The organism is Variovorax sp. PEI5 (assembly GCF_056679935.1).
The window spans coordinates 198,537-223,471 of record NZ_CM155257.1 but is presented as its reverse complement, the minus strand read 5'-3'; the positions used below and the strand labels follow the sequence as shown (position 1 = coordinate 223,471).

Genomic DNA, 24,935 nt, shown 5'->3' with positions numbered 1-24,935 from the left:
CGATGGCGATGGCGATGGCGATGGCGATGGCGATGGCGATGGCGATGGCGATGGCGATGGCATCGTCAGTGGCCATCGGCCGGCAGGGCGCCGGACGTCGGCGTGGCGCCAGGGGCACCGATGGCGCCGACCCCGACGGCGCCGGTGGCCAGGGACGCGGCGGTGCCGGCGTCCGGCCGCCCGATCAGGGTCGCGGCCAGCGCGGCGTCGGCGAGCCAGAACTGCCGCTGGGCCTCGATGGCGCGCGTGACGCTCGCGACCTGGTCGCGCGCCTCGGCCAGCAGTTCGAAGACGCCGATCAGCATGCCGTTGTAGCGCAGCACGTTCTCCTCGGCGATGACCTGGCGCAGCGGCACGACCTCGTCGCGATAGTGGCGCGCGATGTCGTAGGCGGTGCGATAGGCCGCGTAGCCCTCGCGCAACTGAGAGACCGCGCCCCGTGCCGTGGCGTCGTAGCGCCGGGCCGCCGCCAGGGACCGGGCGTCGAGCGCGGCGCGCAATGCCCCGCCGTCGTCGAACAGCGGCAGGCGCAGGTCGAGCTCGAAGCCGCGCCGCGTGCCGCGCGTGCCGGCGCTCTCGTCGACCAGACTGTCGCGCCGCCCACCGATGTCGACATCGACGATGCTCGGCAGCAGGTTCAGGCCCTGGGCCCGGCCGGCGACGTCGAGCCGGGCGCGGGCCAGCTGGAGATCGAGGCGCTGCTCGCCGGCCTGGGCGGCGACCTCGGCCGGCATCCGTGGCGCTGTCGGCAGGTCGGGCAGCCGCTCGGGCAGCGTCAGGCGCGCGGCCTGCGCCGCATCCAGGCCCAGGGCCCGCACCAGGCTCTCGCGCGCGCCGACCTCGGCCTGCTGCGCCTGCGCCAGGCGCGTCACGGCATCGGCATGGAAGACCTGCTGGCGCGCCTGCTGCAGACGGCTGAAGTTGCCGGCCTGCCGCATCCGGCGCGCCAATTCCGCGCTGGCCTCGGCCGATCGATCGACCTGTCGCGCATAGTGCAGCAGCTGGCGCGCGGCGACGGCGCGGGTCCACGCCTGCCGCACCCCGGTCACCTGATCGACCACGCTGGCGGTGAGCTGCAGCCGGGCCTGCGCGACCTGGCCCTCGGACAATGCGCGCCGCTGCGGCCACAGGATCAGGTCCACCAGGCCGACGGACAGCAGCCGGCCGAATTCGACCTCGCCGCCGAGGCGGACCCGCTCGAACGAGAACACGGGATTGGGCAGGCGCCCGATCTGGCGTGCCGCGGCGATGTCGGCCCAGCCCTGCGCGAGCAGCGCCTGTACCGCCGGACTCTGCGTCAGGGCGAGCCGCACCGCGTCGTCCTGCGACAGCGGCAGGGCCAGCAGCTGGTCGGCCAGCGCGGCGCCGCGCTCGCGCTGCGCCATCGTGCGGTCGAGCCGCAGCGCGCCGTCGGTGAATCCGGCGGCGCGGGCATCGGTGTCGCGCACGACCTCGTCGATGTCGACCGTGGCGCATCCCGCCAGCAGCAGGCCGGCCAGGACGACGGCCAGGCCGGGGACCGGGCGCCTCATGGCCGGTCCTTCGGCGGCGGTGCCTCGGAGGCGGCCGGTGGAGGCGCGTGGTGATGCTGGTGGTTCGGTTCCGACGGCATCGTCGAGTCTGCCCGGGCGGATCCGGACTCCGTCGCATAGGCCTTCCAGCCGCCCCGGTGCCCGACGGTCCGGTTGGCATCCTGCCAGGACGACGGCGGATCGTCCGCGAAGGCCCGGTAGCCCTCGAACACCGACCGGTAGCCCAGGCCGTCCGGTGTCGGCGTGCCCGCGGGGGCGTGGGTGGAGCCGGCGGGCATCGAGGTGCCGGGCATGGCCTGCGCCAGCGCCGCGGAGGCGGCGATCAGGCATTGGAAGACGACCAGCCCGTGGGCCGGTGACAGAGGGAGCATGGAAACCTCGCGAGTTCATGGACGAAACGCGTCGCGACCACGGCGGGCCATGGCGACGCGGGCGATGCATGAGCGTCCGGTCCGGCCCGCGATGCGGATCGCGGACGGTCGGACGCGCTAGGCGCGAGGAGGTTTGTCGAGGACGCGCGGCACGCGGGTGGTCGGCGCCAGGGCCGGTTCCGCCAGATCGGCCGGTGGCAGCTCGTGCAGGACCGCGACGTCGAAGCCGCCGGTCAGCGCGCTGGCATGGCAGGCGGCGCAGGTGCCGCAGGCGTGCGAGGCATCGGCAGGCGAGGCATCGGCAGGCGAGGCATCGACGGCCATGCCGTCGTGTGTGCCATCCGCCGGCGCATCGGCGCGGGCGTCATGGCCCGCGTGCGCATCATGGCTGGCATGCGCGTCATGGCCTGGATGGGTTCCATGGTCGTCGGCATGCGACCCATGGGATTCCCGTACCCGATCGAACCGCCGGGTGCCCTCGCCACCGCCATCGGCCGCCACCATGCCGTGCATGGCATGGACGGCGGCCCCGCCGTCATCGCCGGCATGGACCGCATCGCACAGCGCCATGGCCGACGCCGCGTAGCCCTGCAGGGGCACGCAGACGAAGACGATCCAGAGGATGAACAGGCGGAGACTCGGCATGGAACGGCGCGATCGAAGGAAGCCCGACTGTGAACCTTGCCACGGCGGCAAGGTCAAGCCCGCGCGCGCTCCGGGTGCGCGAGCGCCCGCATGGCACGCATCAGGCCACCACGAGCCGTGACAGCACGGCGCGCGCGCGCCGATAGGCGGGCGCGGCCTGCAAGGCTTCCCAGTCGAGCGCAGGTGCCTGGGGCAGCAGCGCGCGTCGGCGTGCCTCGCCGGCCGGGTCGGGTCGCCAGCGGCCGGTCGCGGTGGCGGCATCGAAGCCGGCGAGCAGTTCGTCCAGCGCGGCGCCCTCGCCCACGCTCTGGTTGCACAGGAGCGCCAGGTCGCAGCCGGCAGCCAGCGCGGCCAGCGCGGCATCCGTGTAGCTCAGCAGCGTGCCGTCGATGTAGCGGCCGGCTTCCATGCTCAGGTCGTCGCTGAAGATCGCGCCCTCGAAGCCGAAGCGGCCCCGCAGGATGCCCTGCAGCCAGCGCGACGAGAAGCCGGCCGGCCGCGTGTCGACCCGGCTGTAGATGACATGGGCGGGCATCACGGCCGCCAGGGTGCCGGCGAGCCAGTCGAAGGGACGCGCATCGTCCGCCAGCAGCGCCTTCAGGCCGCGGCGATCGACCGGGATCGAGACGTGCGAATCGGCCTTCACGTGGCCGTGGCCGGGAAAATGCTTGCCGCAGCTGGCCATGCCGGACTGCAGCAGGCCATGCACCAGGGCCTGCGCCAGCAGCGCGACGACGCGCGGATCGCGATGGAAGCTGCGGTCGCCGATGATGGTGCTGCCGCCATGGTCGAGGTCGAGCACCGGCGCGAAGCTGAAGTCGACGCCACAGGCACGCAACTCGCCGGCCAGCACCTGGCCGGTCGCCGTGGCCGCCTCGATGGCGCGCATCGGGTCGCTCATCCACAGCGTGCCGAGGGTCCGCATCGACGGCAGCCGCGTGAAGCCATCGGTGCGGAAGCGCTGCACGCGCCCGCCCTCGTGGTCGACGCTGACGAGGATGTCGGGCCGGATCGCCTTGATCTCGGCATTGAGGGCGCACAGCTGGGCCCGGTCCTGCCAGTTGCGCGCGAAATGGATCACGCCACCGACGCCGGGATGCGCGAGCCGGCGGCGATCGGCGGGCGTGAGCGCGACGCCGGCGACGTCGATGACGAGGGGACGTTGCATCGGGGTGTCGTTCATGGGATGTCGGCCCGGCGTTCGACCACCACGAAGCTCGCCGCGTAGTCGGTCTCGTCGGTCACGGTGACGTGCGCCACGAGCTGCTCGCCATCGAACCAGTCCTTGAGCGCGCCATGCAGCACGATCACCGGCTTGCCGCTGCGCTCGTTGGCGATCTCGCAGAGCCGCCAGCTCATCGGCGAATGGATGCCGGTGCCGATGGCCTTGCTGAAGGCTTCCTTGGCCGAGAAGCGCGTCGCCAGATAGCTCAGGCCGCGCCGGGGCCAGCGCGCGGCGCGTGCCTGCCAGACCGCGAACTCGGCGTCGCTCAGCACGCGGCGCGCGAAGCGCTCGCCCTGGCGCTCGAAGGTCGCGGCCATACGCCGGATGTCGCAGATGTCGGTGCCGATGCCATAGATCACGGGATCACGACGCCTCGTCGATGCAGCGCAGGTAGGCGCGCGTGGTGGCGGCATAGCCCTGCTCCAGGGCATCGGCGACGAAGGCGTGGCCGATCGACACCTCCCGGACGTCGGCCACGCCGCGCAGGAAGTCGCCCAGGTTGTCCTGGCTCAGGTCGTGGCCGGCATTGACCTCCAGTCCCGCCTCCCGCGCGGCGCGCGCGGCATCGGCATAGCGCGCCAGCACGGCATCGGCCTCGGGCGTGCCGCGCGACGAGGCATAGGCCTCCGTGTAGAGCTCGACGCGGTCGGCGCCCACGGCGCGGGCCGCGGCCATCGCTGCGGCATCCGGATCCATGAAGAGGCTCACGCGCACGCCCAGGGCACGGGTCTCGGCGATCAGCGGGCGCAGGCGCTCGGCATCCTGCGGGAAGCGCCAGCCGTGGTCGCTGGTGAACTGGTCCTCGCTGTCGGGCACGAAGGTCGCCTGGTGCGGCCGCAGTTCGCGGATGAAGTCCATCAGGTTGTGGAACGGATTGCCCTCGATGTTGAATTCGGCCCGCGGCCAGTCGGCCGCCAGCAGGGCATGGAGTTCGCGCACGTCGTCGGCCCTGATGTGGCGGGCGTCGGGACGCGGATGCACGGTGATGCCATGGGCGCCGGCCTCCAGGCACTGCCGCGCCGCGCGCGTGACGCTCGGGATGCCGAGGTGGCGCGTGTTGCGCAGCAGGGCCACCTTGTTGACGTTGACCGACAGCGCGGTCGATCGCGGGGCCCGGGATTCGGAGGAGGTGCTCATAGGTTTTGCAGCTCGCGCATCATCTGGCGCGTGCGCAGCGTGTTGACGCCGCAATGGTAGTTGAGCAGCGCGCGCAGCTGCAGGCGCAGCGCGGCGTTGGTGCCCGGCGAGAGTTCGGCGACGCGGCGCAGCAGCGCGGTGAAGGGCGCCGTGTCGTCCAGGGCGCGCTGCAGGGCCTGCCAGTCGGACCCGGCGAGCGACGCCGCGTCCTCGCCCGCCTCGCGCACGCCGGCCTCGGGCACCAGCGCATAGCGGCCGTCGGCGGCGAGCGGCCCCAGGGTGAGGGTCTGGACGTCGAGCGTGGGCAGGAAGCCGGTCTCGCGCAGCAGCAGCAGTTCGAAGGCCCGCAGCGCCGAGGCCTGCGTGGCCGCCTGGGCGCCGTCGTGCGACGACGCCAGGACCTGCACCACGCCGGCATAGGCGTCGAACAGGCTCTCGTGCGCATCGTCGCGCGCCAGCAGGCGCAGCAGCAGCTCATTGACGTAGTAGCCCGACAGCAATGCATCGCCGGTCGGCATGACGTGGCCACCCATCCACTCCACCGCCTTGAGCGTGCGGATCTCGGTGTCGCCGCCATAGCTCACCTGCAGGGGCTGCAGCGGCAGCAGGATCGGGCGGAAATTGGAGCTCGGACGCTTGGCGCCCTTGGCCACCAGGGCGATGCGCCCGTGGTGCCGCGTGAAGGTCTCCAGGATCAGGCTCGACTCGCTCCAGTCGTAGCGATGCAGCACATAGGCCGGTTCGTGGGAGATCCGTTGCGTCGCCACGCGCTACTCGTAACCGAACGAGCGCACGCGCGCTTCGTCGTCGGCCCAGCCCGAACGCACCTTGACCCACATCTCGATGAAGACCTTGGCGTCGAGCAGCTTCTCCAGCTCCTGACGCGTCTCGGTGCCGATGCGCTTGATGCGCTCGCCCTTGTCGCCGATCACCATCGCCTTGTGGCCTTCACGCTCGACCACGATGGTCGCGGCGATCCTGAGCAGGCGCCGGTGGCCCTTGCGCTGCGGTGGCTCCTCGTCGAACTTGTCGATGATGACCGTCGAGGTATAGGGCAGCTCGTCGCCGGTCAGGCGGAACAGCTTCTCGCGCACCGTCTCGCTGGCGAGGAACTTCTCGCTGCGATCGGTGAGCTCGTCCTCGGCATACCACCAGGCCTGCTCCGGCAGGTACTTCTCGCAGATGCCGAACAGGCGTTCGACGTCGCGGGCATTGTTGGCCGACATCGGCACGAACTCGGCGAACGGATGCTTCTGCTGCATGGTCTGCAGCCAGGGCGCGATGTCGCCACGCCGGTGGATGTTGTCGAACTTGTTGGCGATCAGCAGCGCCGGGATGTCCTTGCCCAGCAGCGCCAGGACCTTGGCATCGGCCGGCGTGAAGCTGCCGGCCTCGACCACGAACAGGATCAGGTCGACGTCGGCGACCGCGCCCTTGACGGTCTTGTTGAGCGACTTGTTGAGCGCGTTGGCATGCAGGGTCTGGAAGCCGGGCGTGTCGACGAAGACGAACTGCGTGCCGCCGCCCTCGGGCGCGACGCGCGTGCGCATGCCGGTGATGCGGTGGCGCGTGGTCTGCGCCTTGCGCGAGGTGATGCTGATCTTCTGTCCGACCAATGCGTTGAGCAGGGTCGACTTGCCCACGTTGGGCTTGCCGACGATGGCGATCAGGCCGCAGCGCTGGACGCCATCGCCCGTGCTCGCGGCCGATGGACGCGCCGCGGCCAGCTGGCGCAGCTGGTCCTCGAGGCGGACGTCCGGAATGGCGTCGTCGTCGCCCTCCGGAACGGGGGCGGATGGCGGTGCCGGAGGGGTCGCGTCAGGGTTGGAATTCATTTGGTCTTGGATGTCCCGCGAGACTTGAGTCGGATCAGCATCGCGGCGGCGGCGGCCTGTTCGCCGGCGCGGCGCGAGCCTCCGATGCCGCGCTCGAGCAGCCCCAGTTCGGGCACCTCGCACTCGATGTCGAAGGTCTGTTGGTGGGCCGCCCCCAGCGTATCGGCGACGCGGTAGACGGGCAGTTTCATTTTGTGCCCTTGCAGCCACTCCTGCAATTCGGTCTTGGCGTCCTTGGACGCGGCCTCCATGCGGGGATTGATCTCGACGGATTCGTAGAGCCGGCGCACCAGGGCCTGCGCGACCTCGTAGCCGGCGTCGAGGTAGACCGCGCCGATCACGGCCTCCAGGGCATCGGCCAGGATCGAGGGTCGCTGCGAGCCGCCCGAGCGCGCTTCGCCCTCGCCCAGCCGCAGCAGGGGCGACAGCATCAGCCGCAGGGCGATCTGGTGCAGCGTCTCCTGCTTGACCAGGTTGGCGCGCACCCGCGAGAGATCGCCCTCGGGCAATGCCGCCAGGCGCTCGTAGAGCAGGTGCGACACCGCCAGGTTGAGCACCGAGTCGCCGAGGAATTCGAGGCGCTCGTTGTGGCTCGAGGAGAAGCTGCGATGGGTGAGCGCGAGCTGCAGCAGCTTCGGATCGCCGAACGTGTGCTTGAGGCGCGCGGCCAATGCCGGCAGCGTGGCATCGGCGGGGCGCTGGCGGGTTTCGGGTGGGTTCGGGAGCGTCACCGGATCAGCGCGCCTGCCCCTGGCCCCGGTACTTGAGCACGAGGTAGGCCGGGCCGAACAGGGGGATCTCGCGTTCGTAGGCGAAGGAGACGACCACGCGATCGCCGACCTTCTGCACGTCCAGGTCCTTGCCGCTGATGGCCTTGAAGTCGTCGACGGCCTGGGCACGGTCGAACAGCGAGCGAACCTCGGGCACCGTGTTGCCCTCGGCGGCCTTGTTGGCGGCCTTGCCGATGGCCTGGTACTCGATCACCGTCGGAATGACCTGGGCCAGCACCACGCCGGCGCAACCCAGCACGGCGGCGACGAAGAGAAGTCCGATGAAAGAGATGCCGCGCTGCCGCGACGTGGCTCGGATCGATCGCGAAATCCTCATGTACCCTGCTCCTTGCGTGCGTGCACCGGCGACCGTCACTGGAATGCGCCGATGCGCCCCAGGTTGCCGAAATTCATCCAGACGAAGAAGGCGCGACCCACGATGTTCTTGTCGGGGACGAAACCCCAGTACCTCGAATCGAGGGAGTTGTCGCGGTTGTCGCCCATCATGAAGTAGTGCCCGGCGGGCACCTTGCAGACCACCCCCTCGACACTGTAGCGACAGCTCTCCTGGTTGGGAAAGGTCATCACTTCGATTTCGGAGATGCCTGCCCGGCGCATCTCGTCGTTCAGGATGCGGTGCTGGTGGGTGCCGAGGTTCTCGGTGTACTGCTTCAGGTAGCGCATCGCCTCCTCGTCGAAGTAGTCCGGGATCGCGTCCTTGTTGACCGGCTGGCCGTTGATGGTGAGCTTCTTGTTGAGGTAGGCCACCTCGTCGCCCGGCAGTCCGACCACGCGCTTGATGTAGTCCAGGCTGGGCTTGGGCGGATAGCGGAACACCATCACGTCGCCACGCGCGGGCGGCGTGCCGTCGGTCACCTTGGTGTTGAGGACCGGCAGGCGCAGGCCATAGGTGAACTTGTTGACCAGGATCAGATCGCCCGTCAGCAATGTCGGCATCATCGAACCCGACGGGATCTTGAAGGGCTCGAACAGGAACGAGCGCAGCAGGAACACCACCAGGATCACCGGGAACAGGCCGGCCGTCCAGTCCAGCCACCAGGGCTGCATGACCAGCCGCTCGCGCGCCTTGGCATCGACGGTGTCGACCTCCGTGATGCCCTGCCGCTCGAGTTCCGCGCGCCGCTGCACGAGGGAGGCGTCCAGGGCGGCCGCGGTGCGCCTGCGCCGTGGCAGGAAATACAGTCGCTCGGCCAGCCAGTAGAGACCGGTGACGACGGTCGCCAGGAACAGCAGGAGTGCGAAGTTGCCTTCGACCGCGCCGAAATACCAGGAACCGACATATGCCGCGAAGACGGCCAGGATCAGGGAGGTGAGGAGTGCCATGTTTTCTTAGTCTTCGACCTGCAGGATCGCGAGGAAAGCCTCTTGAGGAACCTCGACCGAGCCGATCTGCTTCATGCGCTTCTTGCCCGCCTTCTGCTTTTCCAGCAGCTTCTTCTTGCGGGAGATGTCGCCGCCATAGCACTTGGCGAGGACGTTCTTGCGCAGCGCCTTGATTGTCTCACGCGCGATGATCGTGACCCCGATGGCCGCCTGGATGGCGACGTCGTACATCTGGCGCGAGATGATCTCGCGCATCTTGGATACCACGGCGCGTCCACGGTACTGGCTCTGGCTGCGATGCACGATGATCGACAGCGCATCGACGCGGTCGCCGTTGAGCAGGATGTCGACCTTCACCACGTCCGAGGCGCGGTACTCCTTGAACTCGTAGTCCATCGAGGCATAGCCACGGCTCTGGGACTTCAGCTTGTCGAAGAAGTCCAGCACGATCTCCCCGAGCGGCATCTCGTAGGTCAGCATGACCTGGCGGCCGTGATAGGCCATGTTCATCTGCACGCCGCGCTTCTGGTTGGCCAGCGTCATGACGGCGCCGACGTATTCCTGCGGCATGTAGAGATGCACCGTGACGATCGGCTCTCGGATCTCGCTCATGCGGCCGATGTCGGGCATCTTCGACGGGTTCTCCACCATGATGACCTCGCCGTCGTTGCGCACCACCTGGTAGACCACGCTGGGCGCCGTCGTGATGAGGTCCTGGTCGAACTCGCGCTCGAGGCGTTCCTGCACGATCTCCATGTGCAGCAGGCCCAGGAAGCCACAGCGGAAGCCGAAGCCCAGCGCCTGGCTCACTTCCGGCTCGTAGCGCAGGGACGAGTCATTCAGCTTGAGCTTCTCCAGCGCGTCGCGCAGCGACTCGTACTCGCTCGCCTCGGTCGGATAGAGGCCGGCGAAGACCTGCGGCTGGATCTCCTTGAAGCCCGGCAGCGCCTCGCTCGCCGTCGCAGCAGCCGCGCCGGTGCCGGTCTTGATGACCGTCACGGTATCGCCCACCTTGGCGGCCTGCAGCTCCTTGATGCCGGCGATGATGAAGCCGACCTCGCCAGCCTCCAGCGACTCGCGCTTCTCGGTCGCCGGCGTGAAGACACCGAGGTTGTCGGCGTTGTAGCTGGCGCCGGACGCCATCATCTTGATGCGCTCGCCCTTGACCAGCCGGCCATCGACCACGCGCACCAGCATCACGACACCCACGTAGGCATCGAACCAGCTGTCGATGATCATCGCGCGCAGCGGACCATCGGGATTGCCGCGCGGCGGCGGCATGCGCTGCACCACGGCCTCCAGGATCTCGTCGATGCCCAGACCGGTCTTCGCCGAACAGGGAATTGCATCGGTCGCATCGATGCCGATCACGTCCTCGATCTCGGTGCGCGCGTTGTCCGGATCGGCATTGGGCAGGTCCATCTTGTTGAGGACGGGAACCACCTCGACGCCGAGATCGAGCGCGGTGTAGCAGTTGGCCACCGTCTGCGCCTCGACCCCCTGCGATGCATCGACGACGAGCAACGCGCCCTCGCAGGCGGAGAGCGAGCGCGAGACCTCGTACGAGAAGTCGACGTGGCCGGGCGTATCGATGAGATTGAGGTTGTAGACCTGGCCGTCGTTCGCCTTGTAGCGCAGTGCCGCCGTCTGCGCCTTGATGGTTATCCCGCGTTCCTTCTCGATGTCCATCGAATCGAGCACCTGGGCCTCCATCTCCCGCTCGGCGAGACCGCCGCAACGCTGGATCAGTCGGTCGGCCAGCGTCGACTTGCCATGGTCGATGTGCGCAATGATTGAAAAATTTCTGATGTGGTTCATCAACGGGAACGCTTAAGTACTTGAATTGCCTCGTGCGCAGAACGCGCCAGGCAAGAAAAAAGGGCGCGTCCGGAAGAGACGCGCCCTGAACCAACAAGCAATGGCAACTGCAGTAGTTGGGTCTTCATTGTAGGCAAAAAGGGGGTGGCGTACATGTCGGCGCGGGGTCGGAAAAGACGTTGCAGGTCCACAACGGTCATCTTGTCAACAAGTTATCCACAAGCCTGGTGGACGGATCCGGGACAACTTGTGGGCGATCTGTGGAAGGTTGATGGACGATTCGAATCCGTACCGCATGGTGAACAGGCCGTGCATTCTTATGCTGGGTCGACCGTCCAAACGAGGCCTATTCTACTGAAATTCGTCATTAGCTCCCGAATGCAGTTAGCAAGTACTAACACAACGCACCAAACAAAAATAGTGGTGCAAACCAAGACCGTCGCTTCACCACAACCAAAAAAAGGCCCCAATCCCGACTGCCGGGTGGGGCCACTGGAAGGGATCGCGACTTCAGCGATTGGGACGGATCAGCGCGTATTGAGCCCACTCGCCGCGCCGGAACAACACGTTCACCGGCTTGCTCTTGTCGAGCTTGGCGAGCGCGGCGTCGAATTCCTTCACGCTGGCCACCTCGATGTTGCCGACGGCCAGGATGACATCGCCTTCACGCAGGCCGACGCGTGCAGCGGCTTCGGTCGCCGACTCGATCCTGACGCCGCCCCGCACTTTCAGTTCTTTCCGTTGCGCGTCGGAAAGATCGCTCACCGCCAGGCCCAACACCTTGGCCGCCGCCGAAGCGGTCGCCTTGGGCGCCTGCTCCTCGCGCTCGGCGCTGGCCTTGCGTGTCGGCTTGTCGGGCTCGATCTCGGCGATGGTCACGGTCAGGTCACGCGATGCGCCACGACGGAACACGGTCACGGTGCTGCGCGTGCCGGGCTTGGTATTGCCCACCATCCGTGGCAGATCGCTCGGCTTGTCCACCACCTTGCCATCGAACTTGGTGATGATGTCGCCCGCCTCGATGCCGGCCTTCTCTCCCGGTGAACCGACCTCGACACTGCGCACCAGAACGCCCTGCCCCGTGCCCAGGCCGAGCGACTCGGCGACTTCCTTGGAGACACGATCGATCTGCACGCCGATGCGTCCGCGGGAGACGCGACCGGTGGTGCGCAGCTGCTCGCTCACGCGGATGGCCTCGTCGATGGGGATCGAGAACGAGATGCCCATGAAGCCGCCCGAGCGCGAATAGATCTGGCTGTTGATGCCCACCACCTCGCCGCGCATGTTGATCAAGGGTCCGCCGGAGTTGCCGGGATTGATGGCGACGTCGGTCTGGATGAATGGGAGGTAGTCACCAGTGTCACGCTGCTTGGCGCTCACGATGCCGGCCGTCACGGTGTTCTCCAGGCCGAAGGGCGAACCGATCGCCATCACCCACTCGCCCACGCGCAGCTTGGAGACGTCGCCCACCTTGAGCGCCGGCAGTCCGGTGGCCTCGATCTTCACCACCGCGACGTCCGTGCGCTTGTCGGCACCGATGATCTTGGCCTTGAACTCGCGCTTGTCGGTCAGAGTGACGATCACCTCGGAGGCATCTTCGACGACGTGCGCGTTGGTCATCACATAGCCATCGGGACTCAGGATGAAACCCGAACCGACGCCACGTGGACGGGATTCCTCCTGAGGCTCCTGCGGCTGCGGACTGGAGCGCGGACCCTGACGTGGCGCACCGGGCATGTTGGGCATGTTCTGACCGAAGAAACGGCGCAGGAACTCCTGCATCTCCTGGTCCATCTCGCCATTCGCGGCACCACCGGAAGCACCGCGCTGCGCGACGCGCTCGACGGTGCGGATGTTGACCACGGCGGGTCCGACCTGATCCACCAGGTCGGTGAAGTCAGGCAGAGCCCGCACCTGCGCCGCGACCGGCACGACCGGCAGGACCGTGCCCGCCGCAGTGACCGCCATGGCACATGCCAGGAGGGAGGACCGAAATTTTTTGCGACCGTCGATAGTGAGCATCATTGGATTTCTTTCCATGCAAGAACGCGAAACACACCGGGCTATGAATCTGTTCGAACGCTTTGGTTCACAGTTGCCTGGAGTGTCGAGAAAGAAGATCAGCGCAGGCGCATCAGGCCTTGGGCGAAGGCATCCAGGGTCTGGGAAGGAACCTCCCCCACCGCGGTCAACCACCAGTCGCCATCGCGATCGGACAGTCGCCGCGTGAGCGTGTGCGTGGCTCCCAGAGCCAGCGTGGCCTCGCGCGAAGCACGCCGCACGTCGAAGGGCTCGACGAACAGCGATACCGATGCCAGACCATCGGAGAACGTCCATTGCATGGTCCGCTCGGGCTTGGCGCCGCCGTCGAGGGAGCGCCGATAGCAGTTGACGGGTCGGAAGCCATGCACCGCTTCGCGCAATGTCCAGCCTTCGGCCGCGGCGGTGGTGCGTTCGAGTTCCGATGTCTCGATGCGATAGCCCGCGGTGTCGCTCATCATCTGCTGCAGCGCCTGGACCTTGACCGGCGCATTGAACTGGAGCTCGGAGAACGCCGACTGCTCGACCACGCGGCCGTCACCGTCGACCGTCTGCAATGCGACGACGAGACCGGTGCGACGCTCGCACCAGACGCGATAGCCGAAGCGCAGCCTGTCGCGTGGCACGAGCTGGACCACATCGGCATCGAGTGCGGCGACACGTCCCTTGCCCAGTATCTGGGCATCGTAGAGATCGCCGATGGTCGAGTCGGGCGCGCCGGGCAGGTTGGGAAAGAAGTCGAGGTTCTCCCGCTTCTCGCTCTTCACGACCTTGTCTTCGGGGAAGAAGGTCATGATCTGGCCGTTGCGACGGAAGGTCGATCGCTGGGCGCCGGACAGCGACTCGACGCGCTCCATGAGCACATCGCCCTGGGCCACATGCCAGATGCGGGCACTCGAGAGATTGCCGGTCGTCGCCGACACCACGAAGGTACCGACGTAACTGAACTGGCGCGACGCCGCGTGCATGCGGCGCAACCAGTCGATGGTGCCAAGCCTCGAAAGCTCCGTCGCCACGGGTTGGCGCGACTCTCGCTCGTTGCCGCCACCCACGCGTGTCTGTCCCGCAGCGACTTCCACCAGACCGGCGGTGGAGAGGATCAGCAGGGACCTGCGAGCGACGGTCGGCATCGTTGGGATTCCTGACGATCGCTCAGCGCGAAGGTCCATCGAAGGTCGCATTGCGCAGGAAACCGGATGGCATCTGCGCCGCCCCACCGGCTTGGCGATGCGCTTCGAGCAATTGATCGAGCCTGGCATCACGCAGCATGACCTGGGGTTCGCCGCCGCCCGCCGCCACGCGTGTCGGCTCGGGCTGCTGTCCGCTGGCGCCGGACGCGACCGATGGTCGTGTGTCGATCAGCATTCGGGAAGCGTCGCGCGAAGCCACCTGGACCGGCATCTGCACCTGCTGCTGGGCAAGCTGGGCATCGGTTGCCGACGAGCCCGCCTGACCACCCACCAGGTTCCAGCCGATGGCGGCCACCGCGGCCAGCGAAGCCACACCCGAGACGAGCTTCCAACGGAACACGGGCTCGTTGGCCGCTTCGACAGGCGCCACCGTCGCCGGCTTGCGGTGCGGGAACGGCACCACGGACGATGTGCTTTCGGCATCGCTTCCCGAATACGGCAGCGTTTCGGCCGCGAGACGCTGCTGGAAGCGCGACAGGAAAGCCGAGCTTTCGGTGCAGGGCTGGCGTGTGCCGGCCCGCAACATGTCGCCGATGGCGTGATGGTCCTGCCAGACCTGCTGCATGGCGCGGTCCGTGCACAACGCGTCGACGGCATGCGCCATCGCCTCTCCATGCAGGGCGCCATCGGCCAGCGCAGAGATCTGTTCGCGTGAAGACTGTTCTAGGGGGTTCATTGCAATCACCTGAATTACCAACGCTTGCCGGACTGGTTGTCGAGCATCGGCTTGACTCGTGCAGAAATCGCCTCGCGTGCCCGGAAGATCCGCGAGCGCACCGTGCCAATTGGACAATCCATGATTTCGGCGATTTCTTCGTAACTCATACCCTCGATCTCGCGCAGCGTCACCGCCTGCCGCAATTCGACCGGCAAGGCTTCCATCGCCGCCTCGACCGCTGCCGCGATTTCGTTGGCCGCCAACACCGTTTCGGGGGTCTCGTCGCTGATTGGTTCGTTTCCTGGACGGTAAGTTTCATCGTCTTCGGATGAAGACGGCCTCAATGCGCTTTCCGAAATCGTGGGATCGCGCTTCATGTCCACGAGCGCCTTCTTGGCCGTGTTGACCGCGATCCGATAGAGCCAGGTATAGAACTGCGCTTCACCACGGAACTGGTGCAACGCCCGATAGGCACGGATGAAGGTCTCCTGCGCGATGTCCTCGACCAGATCGACGTCGCGCACCATGCGCCCGATCAGCCGTTCGATGCGGCGCTGATACTTGATGACCAGCATCTCGAAGGCCTTCTGATCGCCCGCCACGGTACGCTGCACGAGTTCGAAGTCGACGTCTCCCGGGCGCACGCCAGGCCCCTCGGCAGCCGCGGAAGGAACGACAGGAGTCTCGGGGGGTGGCGGTGGTGGCACGGAGGCGGTCATGCAGAAAACGCCCGCCGGCCCTCGCGCGGCGCAGCATCGACGGCGGGCCGCCCGCTGGCGAACAAGGTCCGACGCAGATCGAGCCAGTTCGCCGGATCGGCGTTGCGATCGACCCAATACCACCGCACGTCTCCATGGTTGGCATCGAGACGGATCAGCATGAGCCGCTGCATGTCGAGACAGACCCGGGTCGGACCGGTTGCGCGGGTGACGCCCGTGACCGATATCTCCGACCAAAGCCCGGCATCGAATGCCAGCCTGTCACCGACGGACCCGTGACGCGATTGCCACGCCAGCAGACCGGCCAGCAAGGCCACCACGCAAGGCATCCAGGCACGCCACCCGGCGCTGTCGTGCATCACCAGACCGGACGCCGCTAGACCGGTGCAGACAACACCGGCAAGCCAGCCGGCCATCACGAGCCGATCCGCCATGCACGAGTACCCGACCGGATAGCTGACCGATGGTGGGCTATGCATGACGTGACGGCAGCTTCAAGTGCGCTTGAACACCAGCGTTCCGTTGGTGCCGCCGAAGCCGAAGTTGTTCTTCACGGCGACATCGATGACGAGGTCGCGCGCCTCGTTGGCGCAATAGTCAAGATCGCATTCGGGATCCTGATGGAAGATGTTGATCGTCGGCGGACTCTTCTGATGATGCAGTGCGAGCACCGTGAACACCGATTCGATGCCGCCCGCCCCACCCAGGAGATGGCCGGTCATGGATTTGGTCGAGTTCACGACCAGCTTGCGGGCATGGTCGCCGAACGCGTTCTTGATGGCGTTGGTCTCGTTGAGGTCACCCAAGGGCGTCGAGGTCCCGTGCGCATTGAGATATTTCACCTCGTCCGCATTGACGCCGGCATTCTTCAGCGCGGCCATCATCGAGCGACGCGGCCCGTCGACGTTGGGGGCGGTCATGTGATAGGCATCGGCACTCATGCCGAAACCCGCCACCTCGGCATAGATCTTCGCCCCACGCGCCTTGGCATGCTCGTATTCCTCGAGCACGACCACGCCCGCCCCCTCTCCCAGGACGAAGCCATCGCGATCGCGATCCCAGGGCCGGGACGCGGTCTGAGGATCGTCATTGCGCGTGGACAGTGCACGGGCGGCAGCGAAACCACCGATGCCCAGAGGTGACACGGTCGATTCGGCACCGCCCGCGATCATCACGTCGGCATCGCCATACTCGATCATGCGGGCCGAGAGGCCGATGGCATGGAGACCCGTGGTGCAGGCCGTCACGACCGCCACGTTGGGGCCCTCGAAGCCATACTTGATCGAGACATGGCCGGAGATCATGTTGATGATCGACGCGGGCACGAAGAACGGTGACACGCGACGCGGGCCGCGATTGACCAGTTCGTCGCGCGTCTGCTCGATCATCGGCAATCCGCCGATGCCCGAGCCGATGTTGCAGCCGATGCGTGCCGCCTCGTCGGGCGACAGCGCGTCGTTGGTCTTCAGACCGCTGTCCTGCACGGCCTGCATGGCAGCGGCCATTCCGAGATGGATGAAGCGGTCCATGTGACGCGCTTCCTTCTCGCTGATGTATTGGGTGACGTCGAAGCCCTTGACCTCACCTGCGAACTTGCAGGCGAAGGAGCTGGCATCGAACGACTGGATGGTGTCGATGCCCGACTTGCCGGCCAGCAGGTGGCTCCAGCATTCGGCCACCGTGTTTCCAACAGGAGCGATGCAACCGAGTCCGGTCACGACAACGCGGCGTTTGGTCATGCCGGCATACCTTTCTGGGACAACACTGCAATCACGATACCCTCGCCGACGCGGGTCGAGACGCCGCGCCGCAAGCCAGTGAGACAGTGGACGGCCAATCAGGCCTTCTGATTCTTGGTGGCGTAGTCGACGGCGTTCTGGACCGTCGTGATCTTTTCTGCGTCCTCGTCGGGGATTTCGATGCCAAACTCGTCTTCGAGTGCCATCACGAGTTCCACCGTGTCGAGCGAGTCGGCGCCGAGGTCGGCCACGAAGGCCTTCTCATTGGTCACCTGGGACTCTTCCACGCCGAGTTGCTCGGCGATGATTTTTTTGACACGTGCTTCGATATCGCTCATTTGTTTCCCTCTAAGGGTTGTAAAGAATCGGTTGATTTTAGCTGGCCGTCGCGCAGCACCCGCAGGTTCAGCGGGTATCTGCACATCACGACCATGCATCACATATGCATGCCGCCATTGACGTGCAATTCCTGCCCCGTCACGTAGGAAGCTTGCGGCGATGCGAGGTAGGCCACCGCGTGGGCCACATCGGCGGGCTTGCCGAGGTGACCCAGTGGGATCTGCGACAACAGCGCCTGCTGCTGGGCCTCGGGCAGACGCGAGGTCATGTCGGTCTCGATGAAGCCGGGGGCCACGCAATTCACGGTGATGTTGCGGCTGCCGAGTTCACGAGCCAATGCACGCGTCATTCCGGCGACGCCGGCTTTGGCGGCGGCGTAGTTGGCCTGACCGGCATTGCCGGCGGCTCCGACCACACTGGTGATGTTGATGATGCGCCCATAACGCTGCTTCATCATCGGTCGGATCGCAGCGCGCGAGACGCGGAACACGGCCTTCAGATTGGTGTCGAGCACGGCATCCCAATCGTCGTCCTTCAGACGCATGGCGAGCATGTCACGGGTGATGCCGGCATTGTTCACCACGACGTGCAAGCCTCCATGGGTCTTGACGATGTCCTCAATCAGTGCCTCGACCGCAGCGCCCTCGTTGACGTCGAGCGCCCGGCCCTGCACGCCATGGGCACCGAGCGCGGTGGTGATCTTCTGCGCGCTCTCGGCAGTCGTGCCGGTACCGATCACCGTCAGGCCACGTTGGGCAAGTTCCAGGGCGATGGCCGCACCGATGCCACGCGAGGCACCGGTCACCAGGGCGACCTGGCTTTCGAATTTGGGAGTACTCATGAAGTCGTCAATAGTTGGCGGGTCTGTTCCAGCGACGCGGGATCGTAGAGCGCAGCGGATGCGACATCGGGCACGATGCGCTTGGCCATGCCCGCGAGCACACGGCCCGGCCCGCATTCCACGATGACATCGACGCCACGCGCCTTCAATGCCTGGACGGTCTCGACCCAGCGCACCGGCCCCGCCGCCTGACGCACGAGCGCGTCGCGGATGCGGGACACGTCCGTCTCCTCGGCCACGTCGATGTTGTTGATCACGGGAATCCGTGGAGTCGCGATCGGCACGGATTCCAGCCGCTCACGCAGGGCCTCGGCGGCCGGTCGCATCAGGCTGGAGTGGAATGGCGCCGACACCGGCAGCAGGAGCGCGCGCTTGGCGCCATTCGCCTTCACGATCTCGCATGCCCTGTCGACCGCCGCCTTGCTGCCGGCGATGACGGTCTGCATCGGATCGTTGAAGTTCACGGCCTCCACGACTTCATCGCTGCCGGGATCGAAACTCGCCGTCGCCTCGGCGCAACCCGCGATGACCCGGGCGGCATCCAGACCGAGCACGGCCGCCATGGCGCCGACACCGACGGGGACAGCCTGCTGCATGGCCTGGGCACGGAAGCGCACCAGCGGCGCGGCCTGATCGAGGGTCAAAGCGCCCGCAGCCACGAGGGCCGAATATTCGCCCAGGGAATGGCCGGCGACGACCGACGGTGTCTCACCGCCCTCGGCCAGCCAGGCCCGCCAGGCAGCGACCCCTGCCACCAGCATGACCGGTTGGGTGTTGGTGGTCAGGGCCAGCGCTTCCTTCGGACCGTCCTGGATGAGCGCGCCGATGTCCTCGCCCAGGGCATCGGAAGCCTCGCGCAGGGTCTCGACGACCGCCGGATGGCCGGCCCATGCATCGAGCATGCCGACGGCTTGCGAGCCCTGGCCGGGAAATACGAAAGCGGAGGATTTCATCGTGTCTCGTTGCATGCTGATGGACGACCGTGGCCAGGCTCGCACAAGGGCTGCCAGCCGATCGGACGAGCTTAAAGATTCAGGAGAACGGCACCCCAGGTAAAACCCCCACCCACTCCTTCGAGCATCACGGTGTCGCCGGTCTTCACCTGACCACCGCGCACCGCGACGTCGAGCGCCAATGGGATGGATGCCGCCGACGTGTTGCCATGGTCGTGCACGGTCACGACCAGCTTCTCGAGTGGCAGCTTCAGCTTCCTGGCGGTGCCTTGCATGATGCGCAGGTTGGCCTGGTGCGGAATCAGCCAGTCGATGTCGTCGGCGGTCTTGCCGGCCTTGTCCAGCGTCGCGCGCGCCGCTTCCTCGAGGACGCGCACGGCGAGCTTGAAGACCGCTTGACCGTCCATGTGCAACAGGGGCGTTCCCAACACGGCGCCTCCGGAGACCTGACCAGGCACGCAGAGTATCCCCACGTGCTTGCCATCGGCATGCAGATCGCTCGCCAGGATGCCTGGCTCGTCGCTCGCCTCGAGCACCACCGCGCCGGCACCATCGCCGAACAGCACGCAGGTCGTGCGATCGTTGAAATCCAGGATGCGCGAGAACACTTCCGCGCCGATCACCAGCGCGCACTTGGCACTGCCGGTCTTGATCATGGCATCGGCCACGGTCAGGGCGTAGATGAAGCCGCTGCAGACCGCCTGCACGTCGAAGGCGGGACAGCCGGCGATGCCCAGCTTGTGCTGCAGGATGGTGGCCGTCGAGGGAAACACCATGTCCGGCGTCGAGGTGGCGACGATGATCAGATCGATGTCGGCGGGCAGGCGGCCTGCGGCCTCCAGCGCATGCCGCGCCGCTTCCAGGCCCAGATCGCTGCTGGCGACATCCGGCGCCGCGAAATGCCGCGCGCGGATGCCGGTGCGTTCGACGATCCACTGATCGGAAGTCTCGAGACCCCGCTGCGCGAGCTCGCGTGCCAGATCATCGTTGGTGAGGCGACGAGGCGGCAGGTAGCTGCCGGTACCGGTGATGCGGGAGAAGGAGGTCATCAGGCGTGCAATGCGGCGGGTGCGGTGACTTCGGCCGCCGATCCCGGGGCCGGGGGCTGTGTTCTCGCAAGCAGGGGCGCGGCCCGAGCGATGCGGGAACGGACACGGTCGAGCAGATTGTTGCGGGCCGCGTCGTAGGCGCGATCGAGCGCATAGCCGAAGGCCACTTCGTCGGCCGATCCATGACTCTTGAAGACCAGGCCGCGCAACCCCAGCAGCGCGGCGCCGTTGTAGCGCCGATGGTCGAGCCGCTTCTTGAGCGCCTTGAGCACCGGGTAGGACACCAAGGCGGCGAACCGACTGAAAAGCCCGTTGGAATATTCGAATCGCAGGAACTCGACGATCATCGACGCCACGCCTTCGGTCGCCTTGAGCGTGACGTTGCCGACGAAGCCGTCGCACACCACGATGTCGGTGGTGCCCTTGAAAATGTCGTTGCCTTCGACGTTGCCGTAGAAGTTCAGGTCCTGGGAATTGGCAGCGGCGCGCAGCAGATGACTCGCCTTCTTGATGGTCTCACTGCCCTTGATCGCTTCTTCACCGACATTCAGCAGACCGACCGTCGGCGATTCGTTGCCCGTCAGCGCGGAGACCAATGCCGAACCGAGCACGGCGAACTGCAGCAGGTCCTCGGCGTCGCAATCGACGTTGGCACCGAGGTCCAGCACCGTCGTCGCGCCCCCCTTGCGATTGGGCAGTTGCGGGGCGATCGCGGGACGGTCGATGCCTTCCATGGTCTTGAGCAGATAGCGCGCGATCGCCATCAGCGCGCCCGTGTTGCCGGCCGACACCGCCGCCTGAGCAGCGCCATCCTTGACCTGCTGGATGGCGATCCGCATCGAAGAATCCTTCTTCTTGCGCAATGCGACTTCCAGTGGGTCGTCCATGCCGACCACCTCGGTGGCCGCGACGACGCGGGCACGCGGATGCGTCAACCCCTGCAGAGCGGCTGGCTGCCCGACGAGCAGCAGGGAGGCCTCCGGATGACGCTCGAGAAATGCCCGACAGGCCGCGAGCGTGATGCGCGGCCCGTAATCGCCACCCATGCAATCCACGGCAAGCGTGATCGCGGGTGGGGAGGAAACGGGATTTGAAGTGACGACCATCAAAACAAAGGCCCGACGCTACGGCAGAAGTAGCTTCGGGCCTTGGCCTTGAATCAAATGATCAGGATTCGGACTTGGTCTTCAGAACCTTGCGGCCGCGATAGAAACCAGTCGGGCTGATGTGATGACGCAGATGGATTTCGCCCGTGGTGGGCTCCACGGCGATACCGGGCACGCCCAGCGCATTGTGCGAACGGTGCATGCCGCGCTTGGAAGGCGACTTCTTGTTTTGCTGGACGGCCATGGAGGCTCCTGAATATTCGGTGAGGTGGGTGGGCTGCGGGGCGGCGACTCGTGAAACACATCGTCGGCGGCGCGCGCGAAGCCTGCGATTATAGCGTGCCGGGGAATGCGATGCCACTCAGGGCTTCTGCGAGCGCAGGTTGCCCAGCACGGCGAAGGGATTCACACGCTCGCCCGCTGCGTCGTCGAAGGCCGGATCAGCGGTCGACAGGCGCACCGGTTGCGGACACACGTCGTGGCGCGGCGTGATGGGAATGTCCATGAGCAACTCGTCTTCGATCAAGCCGCGCAACTCGAAATCACGCGTGGCCACGAGGACGTCTTCCTCGGAGACCTCGTCCTCGGTCGCCGCGGTCGCCTCGTCGGGGGCGAAGCGGAACCAGCGCTCGACCTGCAGGTCGGTGTTGACCGGTGCGAGGCAACGCTGGCAGACCAGCGGAACCACCGTGTCGACCTGCAGATGGAGCCATGGCTCGGCGGTCCCATCGGCACCGGTGCGACGCTCGCCGGTCGCCTGCCAGTGGACCAGCGGCGCCTCGACCGCGTCCGGACCTTCGGTCCTGGACGATGGACCCTCTTCGCCATTCGTCGCCAGTTCGGCGGCCAGCCGTGGATAACCGGTCACCGGTTCTTCGCCGGCCAGTGTCGCGGCGGTGCCGGCGAAGTCGATCACATCGAGGCGGACGGGTGCAGCATCTCTTTTCATCGCGATCAGTCTAAACGCCTCACGCACAATTCCACCCATGCAACGCTCCCTGATCCTCGCCTCGACCTCGCGCTATCGTTGCGAGCTGCTCGCGCGCCTTCGCCTGCCCTTCGATGTCCATGCGCCGGAGGTCGACGAGACACCGCTGCCGGGCGAGACACCGCTGGCGCTCGCGCAGCGACTGGCGCTGTCCAAGGCGAACACCATCGCCGCGCGCTTTCCCGATGCCGTCGTCATCGGCTCCGACCAGGTGGCCGATCTCGACGGCGAACCTCTGGGCAAACCCGGTGATCACGAACGTGCGACGGCCCAGCTGCGTCGCATGAGCGGCCGCACGCTGACATTCCAGACCGCCGTGGCGGTGGTGTGTGGCGCCACCGGCTTCGCGCACAGCGACGTGGCGCCGGTGCGGGTGGTCTTCCGACCCCTGACGGACGACGCCATCGAGGCCTACCTGCGCGCCGAGACCCCCTACGACTGCGCCGGCAGCGCCAAGAGCGAGGGTCTGGGCATCGCCCTGCTCGACGCGATCGACAGTGACGATCCGACCGCGCTGATCGGCCTGCCGCTCATCCGCACCGCACGCATGCTGCGGGCGGCCGGTATGGAGCTGCTGTGAGCGGTGAACCCACGAATGCCGCCACCGGCCCCCGGCCGGATGCCGGCGGCCCGGCCGGCGCCCTCGGTCGCCTGTATCTCGTGCCCGCGCCGCTCGATTTCGGCTGCGACATACAGACCCCCCTGCAGGACACGCTGCCTCTGGGCACGCTGCAGACCGCGGCACGCCTCACGCACTGGATCTGCGAGAACGCGAAATCGGCGCGCGCCTATCTCAAGCGCATCGATGCCATCGTGCCATTGGCCCTCCCACTGCAGTCGCAGCACCTCGACGAACTGCCGCGCGAGGTGCACAAGAAGGGCGACCATGCCGGCCAGTTCGATGCCCGCCCGCTGCTCGCCGCCGCGCTCCAGGGTCACGACGTGGGATTGCTGAGCGAGGCGGGCATGCCCGCGGTCGCCGATCCGGGCTCGTCGGTCGCGCGTGCGGCGCACGCGCTGGGCATCGAGGTCGTGCCACTGGCCGGGCCGGTGTCCCTGCTGCTGGCCCTGGCCGCGAGCGGCCTCAACGGTCAGAATTTCGCTTTCGTCGGCTACCTGCCGCAGGATGCCGAGGAACGGGTCCGGCGCATCCGGGAACTCGAGGCGTTGGCGCTGCGCACCGGTCAGACCCAGCTGTTCATCGAAACCCCCTATCGCAACGCCGCCCTGCTCCAGGCGCTGAAGCAGTCGCTGCAGCACCACACGCGGCTGGCGGTGGCGCGCGGCCTGACGCTGGCCGGCGCCAGCGTGCGCAGCGACACGGTCAAGGGCTGGCGCGCTGCCGCTCCCGAGACGGCGGACGCGCGGCTGCCGGCCGTGTTCGCGATTGGACGCTGATGACCTCCGATCGGGTGCTCGCCGCTGACCAAGGCCCGCCCAGAGCCGCAACGCGCTGGGCTTCGCGCACGCAGTTCTTCTGCGCCGGCTTCATCTTCGCGACCTGGGGCGTGCACATCCCCACGGTCAAGGCGCACTACGGCATCGACGAGGCCCAGCTCGGCCTGGCGCTGCTGGCCGCCGGCGTCGGCGCCCTGCTGGGTCTCTCGCAGGCGGGTCGCGGCATCGGACGCCATGGCGCGCGCCTCGTCTGCGGGGTGTGCGGCACGATCTACGCCGTGCTGCTGACCGGCCTGGTCGCGATGCCGGGCTTCCTGGGTCTGCTGGGGCTGCTGGTGCTGTTCGGACTCGTCACCAGCGTGTTCGACGTCGCCATCAACACCGAAGCCGCGCAACTCGAGCTGCTCGACGGTCGCCCGCTGATGAGCGGCATGCACGGCATGTTCAGCCTCGGCGGGATGGCCGGAGCGCTCAGTGGCGGCGCCGCCCTCGCCGCCGGACTGCCGGCCCAGGAGCACCTGCTGCTGGTCGCCGGTGCGATGCTGCTCGCCATGGCGCTGGCGACGACCCGCATGCTCCCGCGGTCGCTCGCCGCGACCAGGGGCGATGCCCAGGACGCCGCTGGTGGCTTCAGGCTGCCGCGCGGCACGCTCGCCGTTCTGGGCGCCCTGGCGGCGCTGGGACTCATCGCCGAGGGCGCCATCTACGACTGGAGCGTGCTCTACCTGCAGCAGGAGCTGGGCAGTCCGCAGCAGCAGGCGGCGCTGGCCTATGGCAGCTTCTCCGCGGCGATGGCCGCCGCGCGATTCGGTGGCGATGCGCTGCGCCATCGGTTCGAGCCCGCCGTGCTGGTGCGCGGCAGCGCGTTGCTGGCGGCCGTGTCGATGACGCTGGTGCTTCTCACGTCCTCGCCCTGGGTGGCATTGGCCGGATTCGCCGGCGTCGGCATCGGATTCGCCAATGTCGTGCCGATCCTGTTCGCCGCCTCGGCACGGGTGCCGGACGTGGCTCCAGCACAGGGCATCGCATCGGTCTCGGCGGTGGCGTATCTCGGCTTCATGACCGGGCCGCCGGTCATCGGCTTCCTGGCCCGCATCGGCTCGCTCACGCTCGCGCTGTTCGTGGTGGTGGCTTTCGCGCTGGCCCTGGCCCTGGCCGCACGTCACGCCAATCCCGCGAAGGTAGAGGCGAAGGCATGAAAAAACCGGCTCGCGCGGAATGCGCGGCCGGTCGTTGCG

28 protein-coding genes are annotated in these 24,935 nt (G+C 67.2%); 3 read left to right on the top strand and 25 right to left on the bottom strand.

All coding sequences use genetic code 11. The annotated features are described in order from the left end of the window. Positions 1–65: 65 nt before the first annotated feature. The 25 genes from AC1MLT_RS01000 to AC1MLT_RS00880 all read right to left on the bottom strand — a co-directional run bounded on the left by AC1MLT_RS01000 (position 66) and on the right by AC1MLT_RS00880 (position 22,260). Complete coding sequence (locus AC1MLT_RS01000; protein WP_481033438.1) at positions 66–1,532, bottom strand: TolC family protein; 1,467 nt, start codon at positions 1,530–1,532, stop codon at positions 66–68. After that, positions 1,529–1,903, bottom strand: coding sequence for a hypothetical protein (locus tag AC1MLT_RS00995; protein ID WP_481033437.1), 375 nt, complete (start codon positions 1,901–1,903; stop codon positions 1,529–1,531). Before AC1MLT_RS00995 ends, AC1MLT_RS01000 begins: the two co-directional genes overlap by 4 nt. Positions 1,904–2,020: 117 nt before the next feature. Then, positions 2,021–2,548 carry a hypothetical protein gene (locus AC1MLT_RS00990; RefSeq protein ID WP_481033436.1) on the bottom strand — a complete coding sequence of 176 codons (528 nt, stop codon included), beginning with the start codon at positions 2,546–2,548 and terminating at the stop codon, positions 2,021–2,023. 100 nt (positions 2,549–2,648) lie between these two features. After that, the gene (nagZ, locus tag AC1MLT_RS00985) at positions 2,649–3,716 is read right to left on the bottom strand and encodes a beta-N-acetylhexosaminidase (RefSeq protein WP_481033435.1); all 1,068 of its coding nucleotides are present in this window, start codon (positions 3,714–3,716) and stop codon (positions 2,649–2,651) included. Between the two features lie 11 nt (positions 3,717–3,727). Further along, a complete protein-coding gene (acpS, locus tag AC1MLT_RS00980) occupies positions 3,728–4,132 on the bottom strand; it encodes a holo-ACP synthase (protein ID WP_481033434.1) in 405 nt (134 codons plus the stop codon). Between the two features lie 4 nt (positions 4,133–4,136). Continuing rightward, positions 4,137–4,910: a pyridoxine 5'-phosphate synthase gene (locus tag AC1MLT_RS00975; RefSeq protein WP_481033433.1), complete on the bottom strand. Its 774-nt coding sequence runs from the start codon at positions 4,908–4,910 to the stop codon at positions 4,137–4,139. Continuing rightward, positions 4,907–5,677, bottom strand: coding sequence for a DNA repair protein RecO (gene recO / locus AC1MLT_RS00970; protein WP_481033432.1), 771 nt, complete (start codon positions 5,675–5,677; stop codon positions 4,907–4,909). The genes AC1MLT_RS00975 and recO overlap by 4 nt, the downstream gene beginning before the upstream one ends. 3 nt (positions 5,678–5,680) lie before the next feature. Next, positions 5,681–6,745 carry a GTPase Era gene (era, locus tag AC1MLT_RS00965; RefSeq protein ID WP_481033431.1) on the bottom strand — a complete coding sequence of 355 codons (1,065 nt, stop codon included), beginning with the start codon at positions 6,743–6,745 and terminating at the stop codon, positions 5,681–5,683. Further along, entirely contained in the window at positions 6,742–7,476 is a 735-nt protein-coding gene (gene rnc, locus AC1MLT_RS00960) for a ribonuclease III (RefSeq protein ID WP_481033430.1), read from the bottom strand. Before rnc ends, era begins: the two co-directional genes overlap by 4 nt. 4 nt (positions 7,477–7,480) lie before the next feature. Continuing rightward, a complete protein-coding gene (locus AC1MLT_RS00955; RefSeq protein ID WP_481033429.1) occupies positions 7,481–7,852 on the bottom strand; it encodes a DUF4845 domain-containing protein in 372 nt (123 codons plus the stop codon). Between the two features lie 35 nt (positions 7,853–7,887). Next, positions 7,888–8,859, bottom strand: coding sequence for a signal peptidase I (gene lepB / locus AC1MLT_RS00950; RefSeq protein ID WP_481033428.1), 972 nt, complete (start codon positions 8,857–8,859; stop codon positions 7,888–7,890). Positions 8,860–8,865: 6 nt separating this feature from the next. Continuing rightward, positions 8,866–10,677 carry a translation elongation factor 4 gene (gene lepA, locus AC1MLT_RS00945; RefSeq protein WP_481033427.1) on the bottom strand — a complete coding sequence of 604 codons (1,812 nt, stop codon included), beginning with the start codon at positions 10,675–10,677 and terminating at the stop codon, positions 8,866–8,868. A 510-nt stretch (positions 10,678–11,187) separates the two neighbouring features. Beyond that, positions 11,188–12,702, bottom strand: coding sequence for a DegQ family serine endoprotease (locus tag AC1MLT_RS00940; protein ID WP_481033426.1), 1,515 nt, complete (start codon positions 12,700–12,702; stop codon positions 11,188–11,190). A 95-nt stretch (positions 12,703–12,797) separates the two neighbouring features. Next, positions 12,798–13,847 (bottom strand): MucB/RseB C-terminal domain-containing protein, encoded by a 1,050-nt coding sequence (locus AC1MLT_RS00935; protein ID WP_481033425.1) that lies wholly within the window; start codon positions 13,845–13,847, stop codon positions 12,798–12,800. Between the two features lie 22 nt (positions 13,848–13,869). After that, positions 13,870–14,583: a sigma-E factor negative regulatory protein gene (locus AC1MLT_RS00930; protein WP_481033424.1), complete on the bottom strand. Its 714-nt coding sequence runs from the start codon at positions 14,581–14,583 to the stop codon at positions 13,870–13,872. A 14-nt stretch (positions 14,584–14,597) separates the two neighbouring features. Continuing rightward, entirely contained in the window at positions 14,598–15,284 is a 687-nt protein-coding gene (rpoE, locus tag AC1MLT_RS00925) for an RNA polymerase sigma factor RpoE (RefSeq protein WP_481033423.1), read from the bottom strand. Next, on the bottom strand, positions 15,281–15,700 hold the full coding sequence (locus tag AC1MLT_RS00920) for a hypothetical protein (protein ID WP_481033422.1): 420 nt from the start codon (positions 15,698–15,700) through the stop codon (positions 15,281–15,283). The genes rpoE and AC1MLT_RS00920 overlap by 4 nt, the downstream gene beginning before the upstream one ends. A 78-nt stretch (positions 15,701–15,778) precedes the next feature. Continuing rightward, positions 15,779–17,023, bottom strand: coding sequence for a beta-ketoacyl-ACP synthase II (gene fabF / locus AC1MLT_RS00915; protein ID WP_481033421.1), 1,245 nt, complete (start codon positions 17,021–17,023; stop codon positions 15,779–15,781). A gap of 98 nt (positions 17,024–17,121) precedes the next feature. Beyond that, the gene (gene acpP / locus AC1MLT_RS00910; protein ID WP_007830471.1) at positions 17,122–17,361 is read right to left on the bottom strand and encodes an acyl carrier protein; all 240 of its coding nucleotides are present in this window, start codon (positions 17,359–17,361) and stop codon (positions 17,122–17,124) included. Positions 17,362–17,459: 98 nt separating this feature from the next. Beyond that, positions 17,460–18,203, bottom strand: a complete 744-nt coding sequence (gene fabG / locus AC1MLT_RS00905) for a 3-oxoacyl-ACP reductase FabG (protein WP_481033420.1) — start codon at positions 18,201–18,203, stop codon at positions 17,460–17,462. Then, positions 18,200–19,156 (bottom strand): ACP S-malonyltransferase, encoded by a 957-nt coding sequence (gene fabD / locus AC1MLT_RS00900; RefSeq protein WP_481033419.1) that lies wholly within the window; start codon positions 19,154–19,156, stop codon positions 18,200–18,202. The genes fabG and fabD overlap by 4 nt, the downstream gene beginning before the upstream one ends. Before the next feature lie 71 nt (positions 19,157–19,227). Continuing rightward, complete coding sequence (locus tag AC1MLT_RS00895; protein ID WP_481033418.1) at positions 19,228–20,205, bottom strand: beta-ketoacyl-ACP synthase III; 978 nt, start codon at positions 20,203–20,205, stop codon at positions 19,228–19,230. Next, entirely contained in the window at positions 20,205–21,311 is a 1,107-nt protein-coding gene (gene plsX / locus AC1MLT_RS00890) for a phosphate acyltransferase PlsX (RefSeq protein WP_481033417.1), read from the bottom strand. The genes AC1MLT_RS00895 and plsX overlap by 1 nt, the downstream gene beginning before the upstream one ends. A gap of 61 nt (positions 21,312–21,372) precedes the next feature. Continuing rightward, positions 21,373–21,555 carry a 50S ribosomal protein L32 gene (gene rpmF / locus AC1MLT_RS00885; protein ID WP_481033416.1) on the bottom strand — a complete coding sequence of 61 codons (183 nt, stop codon included), beginning with the start codon at positions 21,553–21,555 and terminating at the stop codon, positions 21,373–21,375. Positions 21,556–21,672: 117 nt separating this feature from the next. Then, entirely contained in the window at positions 21,673–22,260 is a 588-nt protein-coding gene (locus AC1MLT_RS00880; protein WP_481033415.1) for a YceD family protein, read from the bottom strand. A gap of 37 nt (positions 22,261–22,297) precedes the next feature. Between AC1MLT_RS00880 and AC1MLT_RS00875 the strand changes: the two genes are divergently transcribed. From AC1MLT_RS00875 to AC1MLT_RS00865, 3 genes are all read left to right on the top strand, one after another. Beyond that, complete coding sequence (locus tag AC1MLT_RS00875; RefSeq protein WP_481033414.1) at positions 22,298–22,879, top strand: Maf family nucleotide pyrophosphatase; 582 nt, start codon at positions 22,298–22,300, stop codon at positions 22,877–22,879. A 71-nt stretch (positions 22,880–22,950) separates the two neighbouring features. Continuing rightward, a complete protein-coding gene (locus AC1MLT_RS00870; RefSeq protein ID WP_481035073.1) occupies positions 22,951–23,697 on the top strand; it encodes an SAM-dependent methyltransferase in 747 nt (248 codons plus the stop codon). Continuing rightward, positions 23,697–24,896: an MFS transporter gene (locus tag AC1MLT_RS00865; protein ID WP_481033413.1), complete on the top strand. Its 1,200-nt coding sequence runs from the start codon at positions 23,697–23,699 to the stop codon at positions 24,894–24,896. The genes AC1MLT_RS00870 and AC1MLT_RS00865 overlap by 1 nt, the downstream gene beginning before the upstream one ends. The last annotated feature ends 39 nt before the right edge of the window (positions 24,897–24,935 follow it).

Excerpts from the sequence above, each read along its gene's own strand:
- AC1MLT_RS01000 (WP_481033438.1), bottom strand. The coding sequence starts at position 1,532 with ATGAGGCGCCCGGTCCCCGGCCTGGCCGTCGTCCTGGCCGGCCTGCTG.
- AC1MLT_RS00995 (WP_481033437.1), bottom strand. The coding sequence starts at position 1,903 with ATGCTCCCTCTGTCACCGGCCCACGGGCTGGTCGTCTTCCAATGCCTG.
- AC1MLT_RS00990 (WP_481033436.1), bottom strand. The coding sequence starts at position 2,548 with ATGCCGAGTCTCCGCCTGTTCATCCTCTGGATCGTCTTCGTCTGCGTG.
- nagZ (WP_481033435.1), bottom strand. The coding sequence starts at position 3,716 with ATGCAACGTCCCCTCGTCATCGACGTCGCCGGCGTCGCGCTCACGCCC.
- AC1MLT_RS00975 (WP_481033433.1), bottom strand. The coding sequence starts at position 4,910 with ATGAGCACCTCCTCCGAATCCCGGGCCCCGCGATCGACCGCGCTGTCG.
- era (WP_481033431.1), bottom strand. The coding sequence starts at position 6,745 with ATGAATTCCAACCCTGACGCGACCCCTCCGGCACCGCCATCCGCCCCC.
- AC1MLT_RS00955 (WP_481033429.1), bottom strand. The coding sequence starts at position 7,852 with ATGAGGATTTCGCGATCGATCCGAGCCACGTCGCGGCAGCGCGGCATC.
- lepB (WP_481033428.1), bottom strand. The coding sequence starts at position 8,859 with ATGGCACTCCTCACCTCCCTGATCCTGGCCGTCTTCGCGGCATATGTC.
- lepA (WP_481033427.1), bottom strand. The coding sequence starts at position 10,677 with ATGAACCACATCAGAAATTTTTCAATCATTGCGCACATCGACCATGGC.
- AC1MLT_RS00940 (WP_481033426.1), bottom strand. The coding sequence starts at position 12,702 with ATGATGCTCACTATCGACGGTCGCAAAAAATTTCGGTCCTCCCTCCTG.
- AC1MLT_RS00935 (WP_481033425.1), bottom strand. The coding sequence starts at position 13,847 with ATGCCGACCGTCGCTCGCAGGTCCCTGCTGATCCTCTCCACCGCCGGT.
- AC1MLT_RS00930 (WP_481033424.1), bottom strand. The coding sequence starts at position 14,583 with ATGAACCCCCTAGAACAGTCTTCACGCGAACAGATCTCTGCGCTGGCC.
- rpoE (WP_481033423.1), bottom strand. The coding sequence starts at position 15,284 with ATGACCGCCTCCGTGCCACCACCGCCACCCCCCGAGACTCCTGTCGTT.
- AC1MLT_RS00920 (WP_481033422.1), bottom strand. The coding sequence starts at position 15,700 with ATGGCCGGCTGGCTTGCCGGTGTTGTCTGCACCGGTCTAGCGGCGTCC.
- fabF (WP_481033421.1), bottom strand. The coding sequence starts at position 17,023 with ATGACCAAACGCCGCGTTGTCGTGACCGGACTCGGTTGCATCGCTCCT.
- acpP (WP_007830471.1), bottom strand. The coding sequence starts at position 17,361 with ATGAGCGATATCGAAGCACGTGTCAAAAAAATCATCGCCGAGCAACTC.
- fabG (WP_481033420.1), bottom strand. The coding sequence starts at position 18,203 with ATGAGTACTCCCAAATTCGAAAGCCAGGTCGCCCTGGTGACCGGTGCC.
- fabD (WP_481033419.1), bottom strand. The coding sequence starts at position 19,156 with ATGAAATCCTCCGCTTTCGTATTTCCCGGCCAGGGCTCGCAAGCCGTC.
- AC1MLT_RS00895 (WP_481033418.1), bottom strand. The coding sequence starts at position 20,205 with ATGACCTCCTTCTCCCGCATCACCGGTACCGGCAGCTACCTGCCGCCT.
- plsX (WP_481033417.1), bottom strand. The coding sequence starts at position 21,311 with ATGGTCGTCACTTCAAATCCCGTTTCCTCCCCACCCGCGATCACGCTT.
- rpmF (WP_481033416.1), bottom strand. The coding sequence starts at position 21,555 with ATGGCCGTCCAGCAAAACAAGAAGTCGCCTTCCAAGCGCGGCATGCAC.
- AC1MLT_RS00880 (WP_481033415.1), bottom strand. The coding sequence starts at position 22,260 with ATGAAAAGAGATGCTGCACCCGTCCGCCTCGATGTGATCGACTTCGCC.
- AC1MLT_RS00875 (WP_481033414.1), top strand. The coding sequence starts at position 22,298 with ATGCAACGCTCCCTGATCCTCGCCTCGACCTCGCGCTATCGTTGCGAG.
- AC1MLT_RS00865 (WP_481033413.1), top strand. The coding sequence starts at position 23,697 with ATGACCTCCGATCGGGTGCTCGCCGCTGACCAAGGCCCGCCCAGAGCC.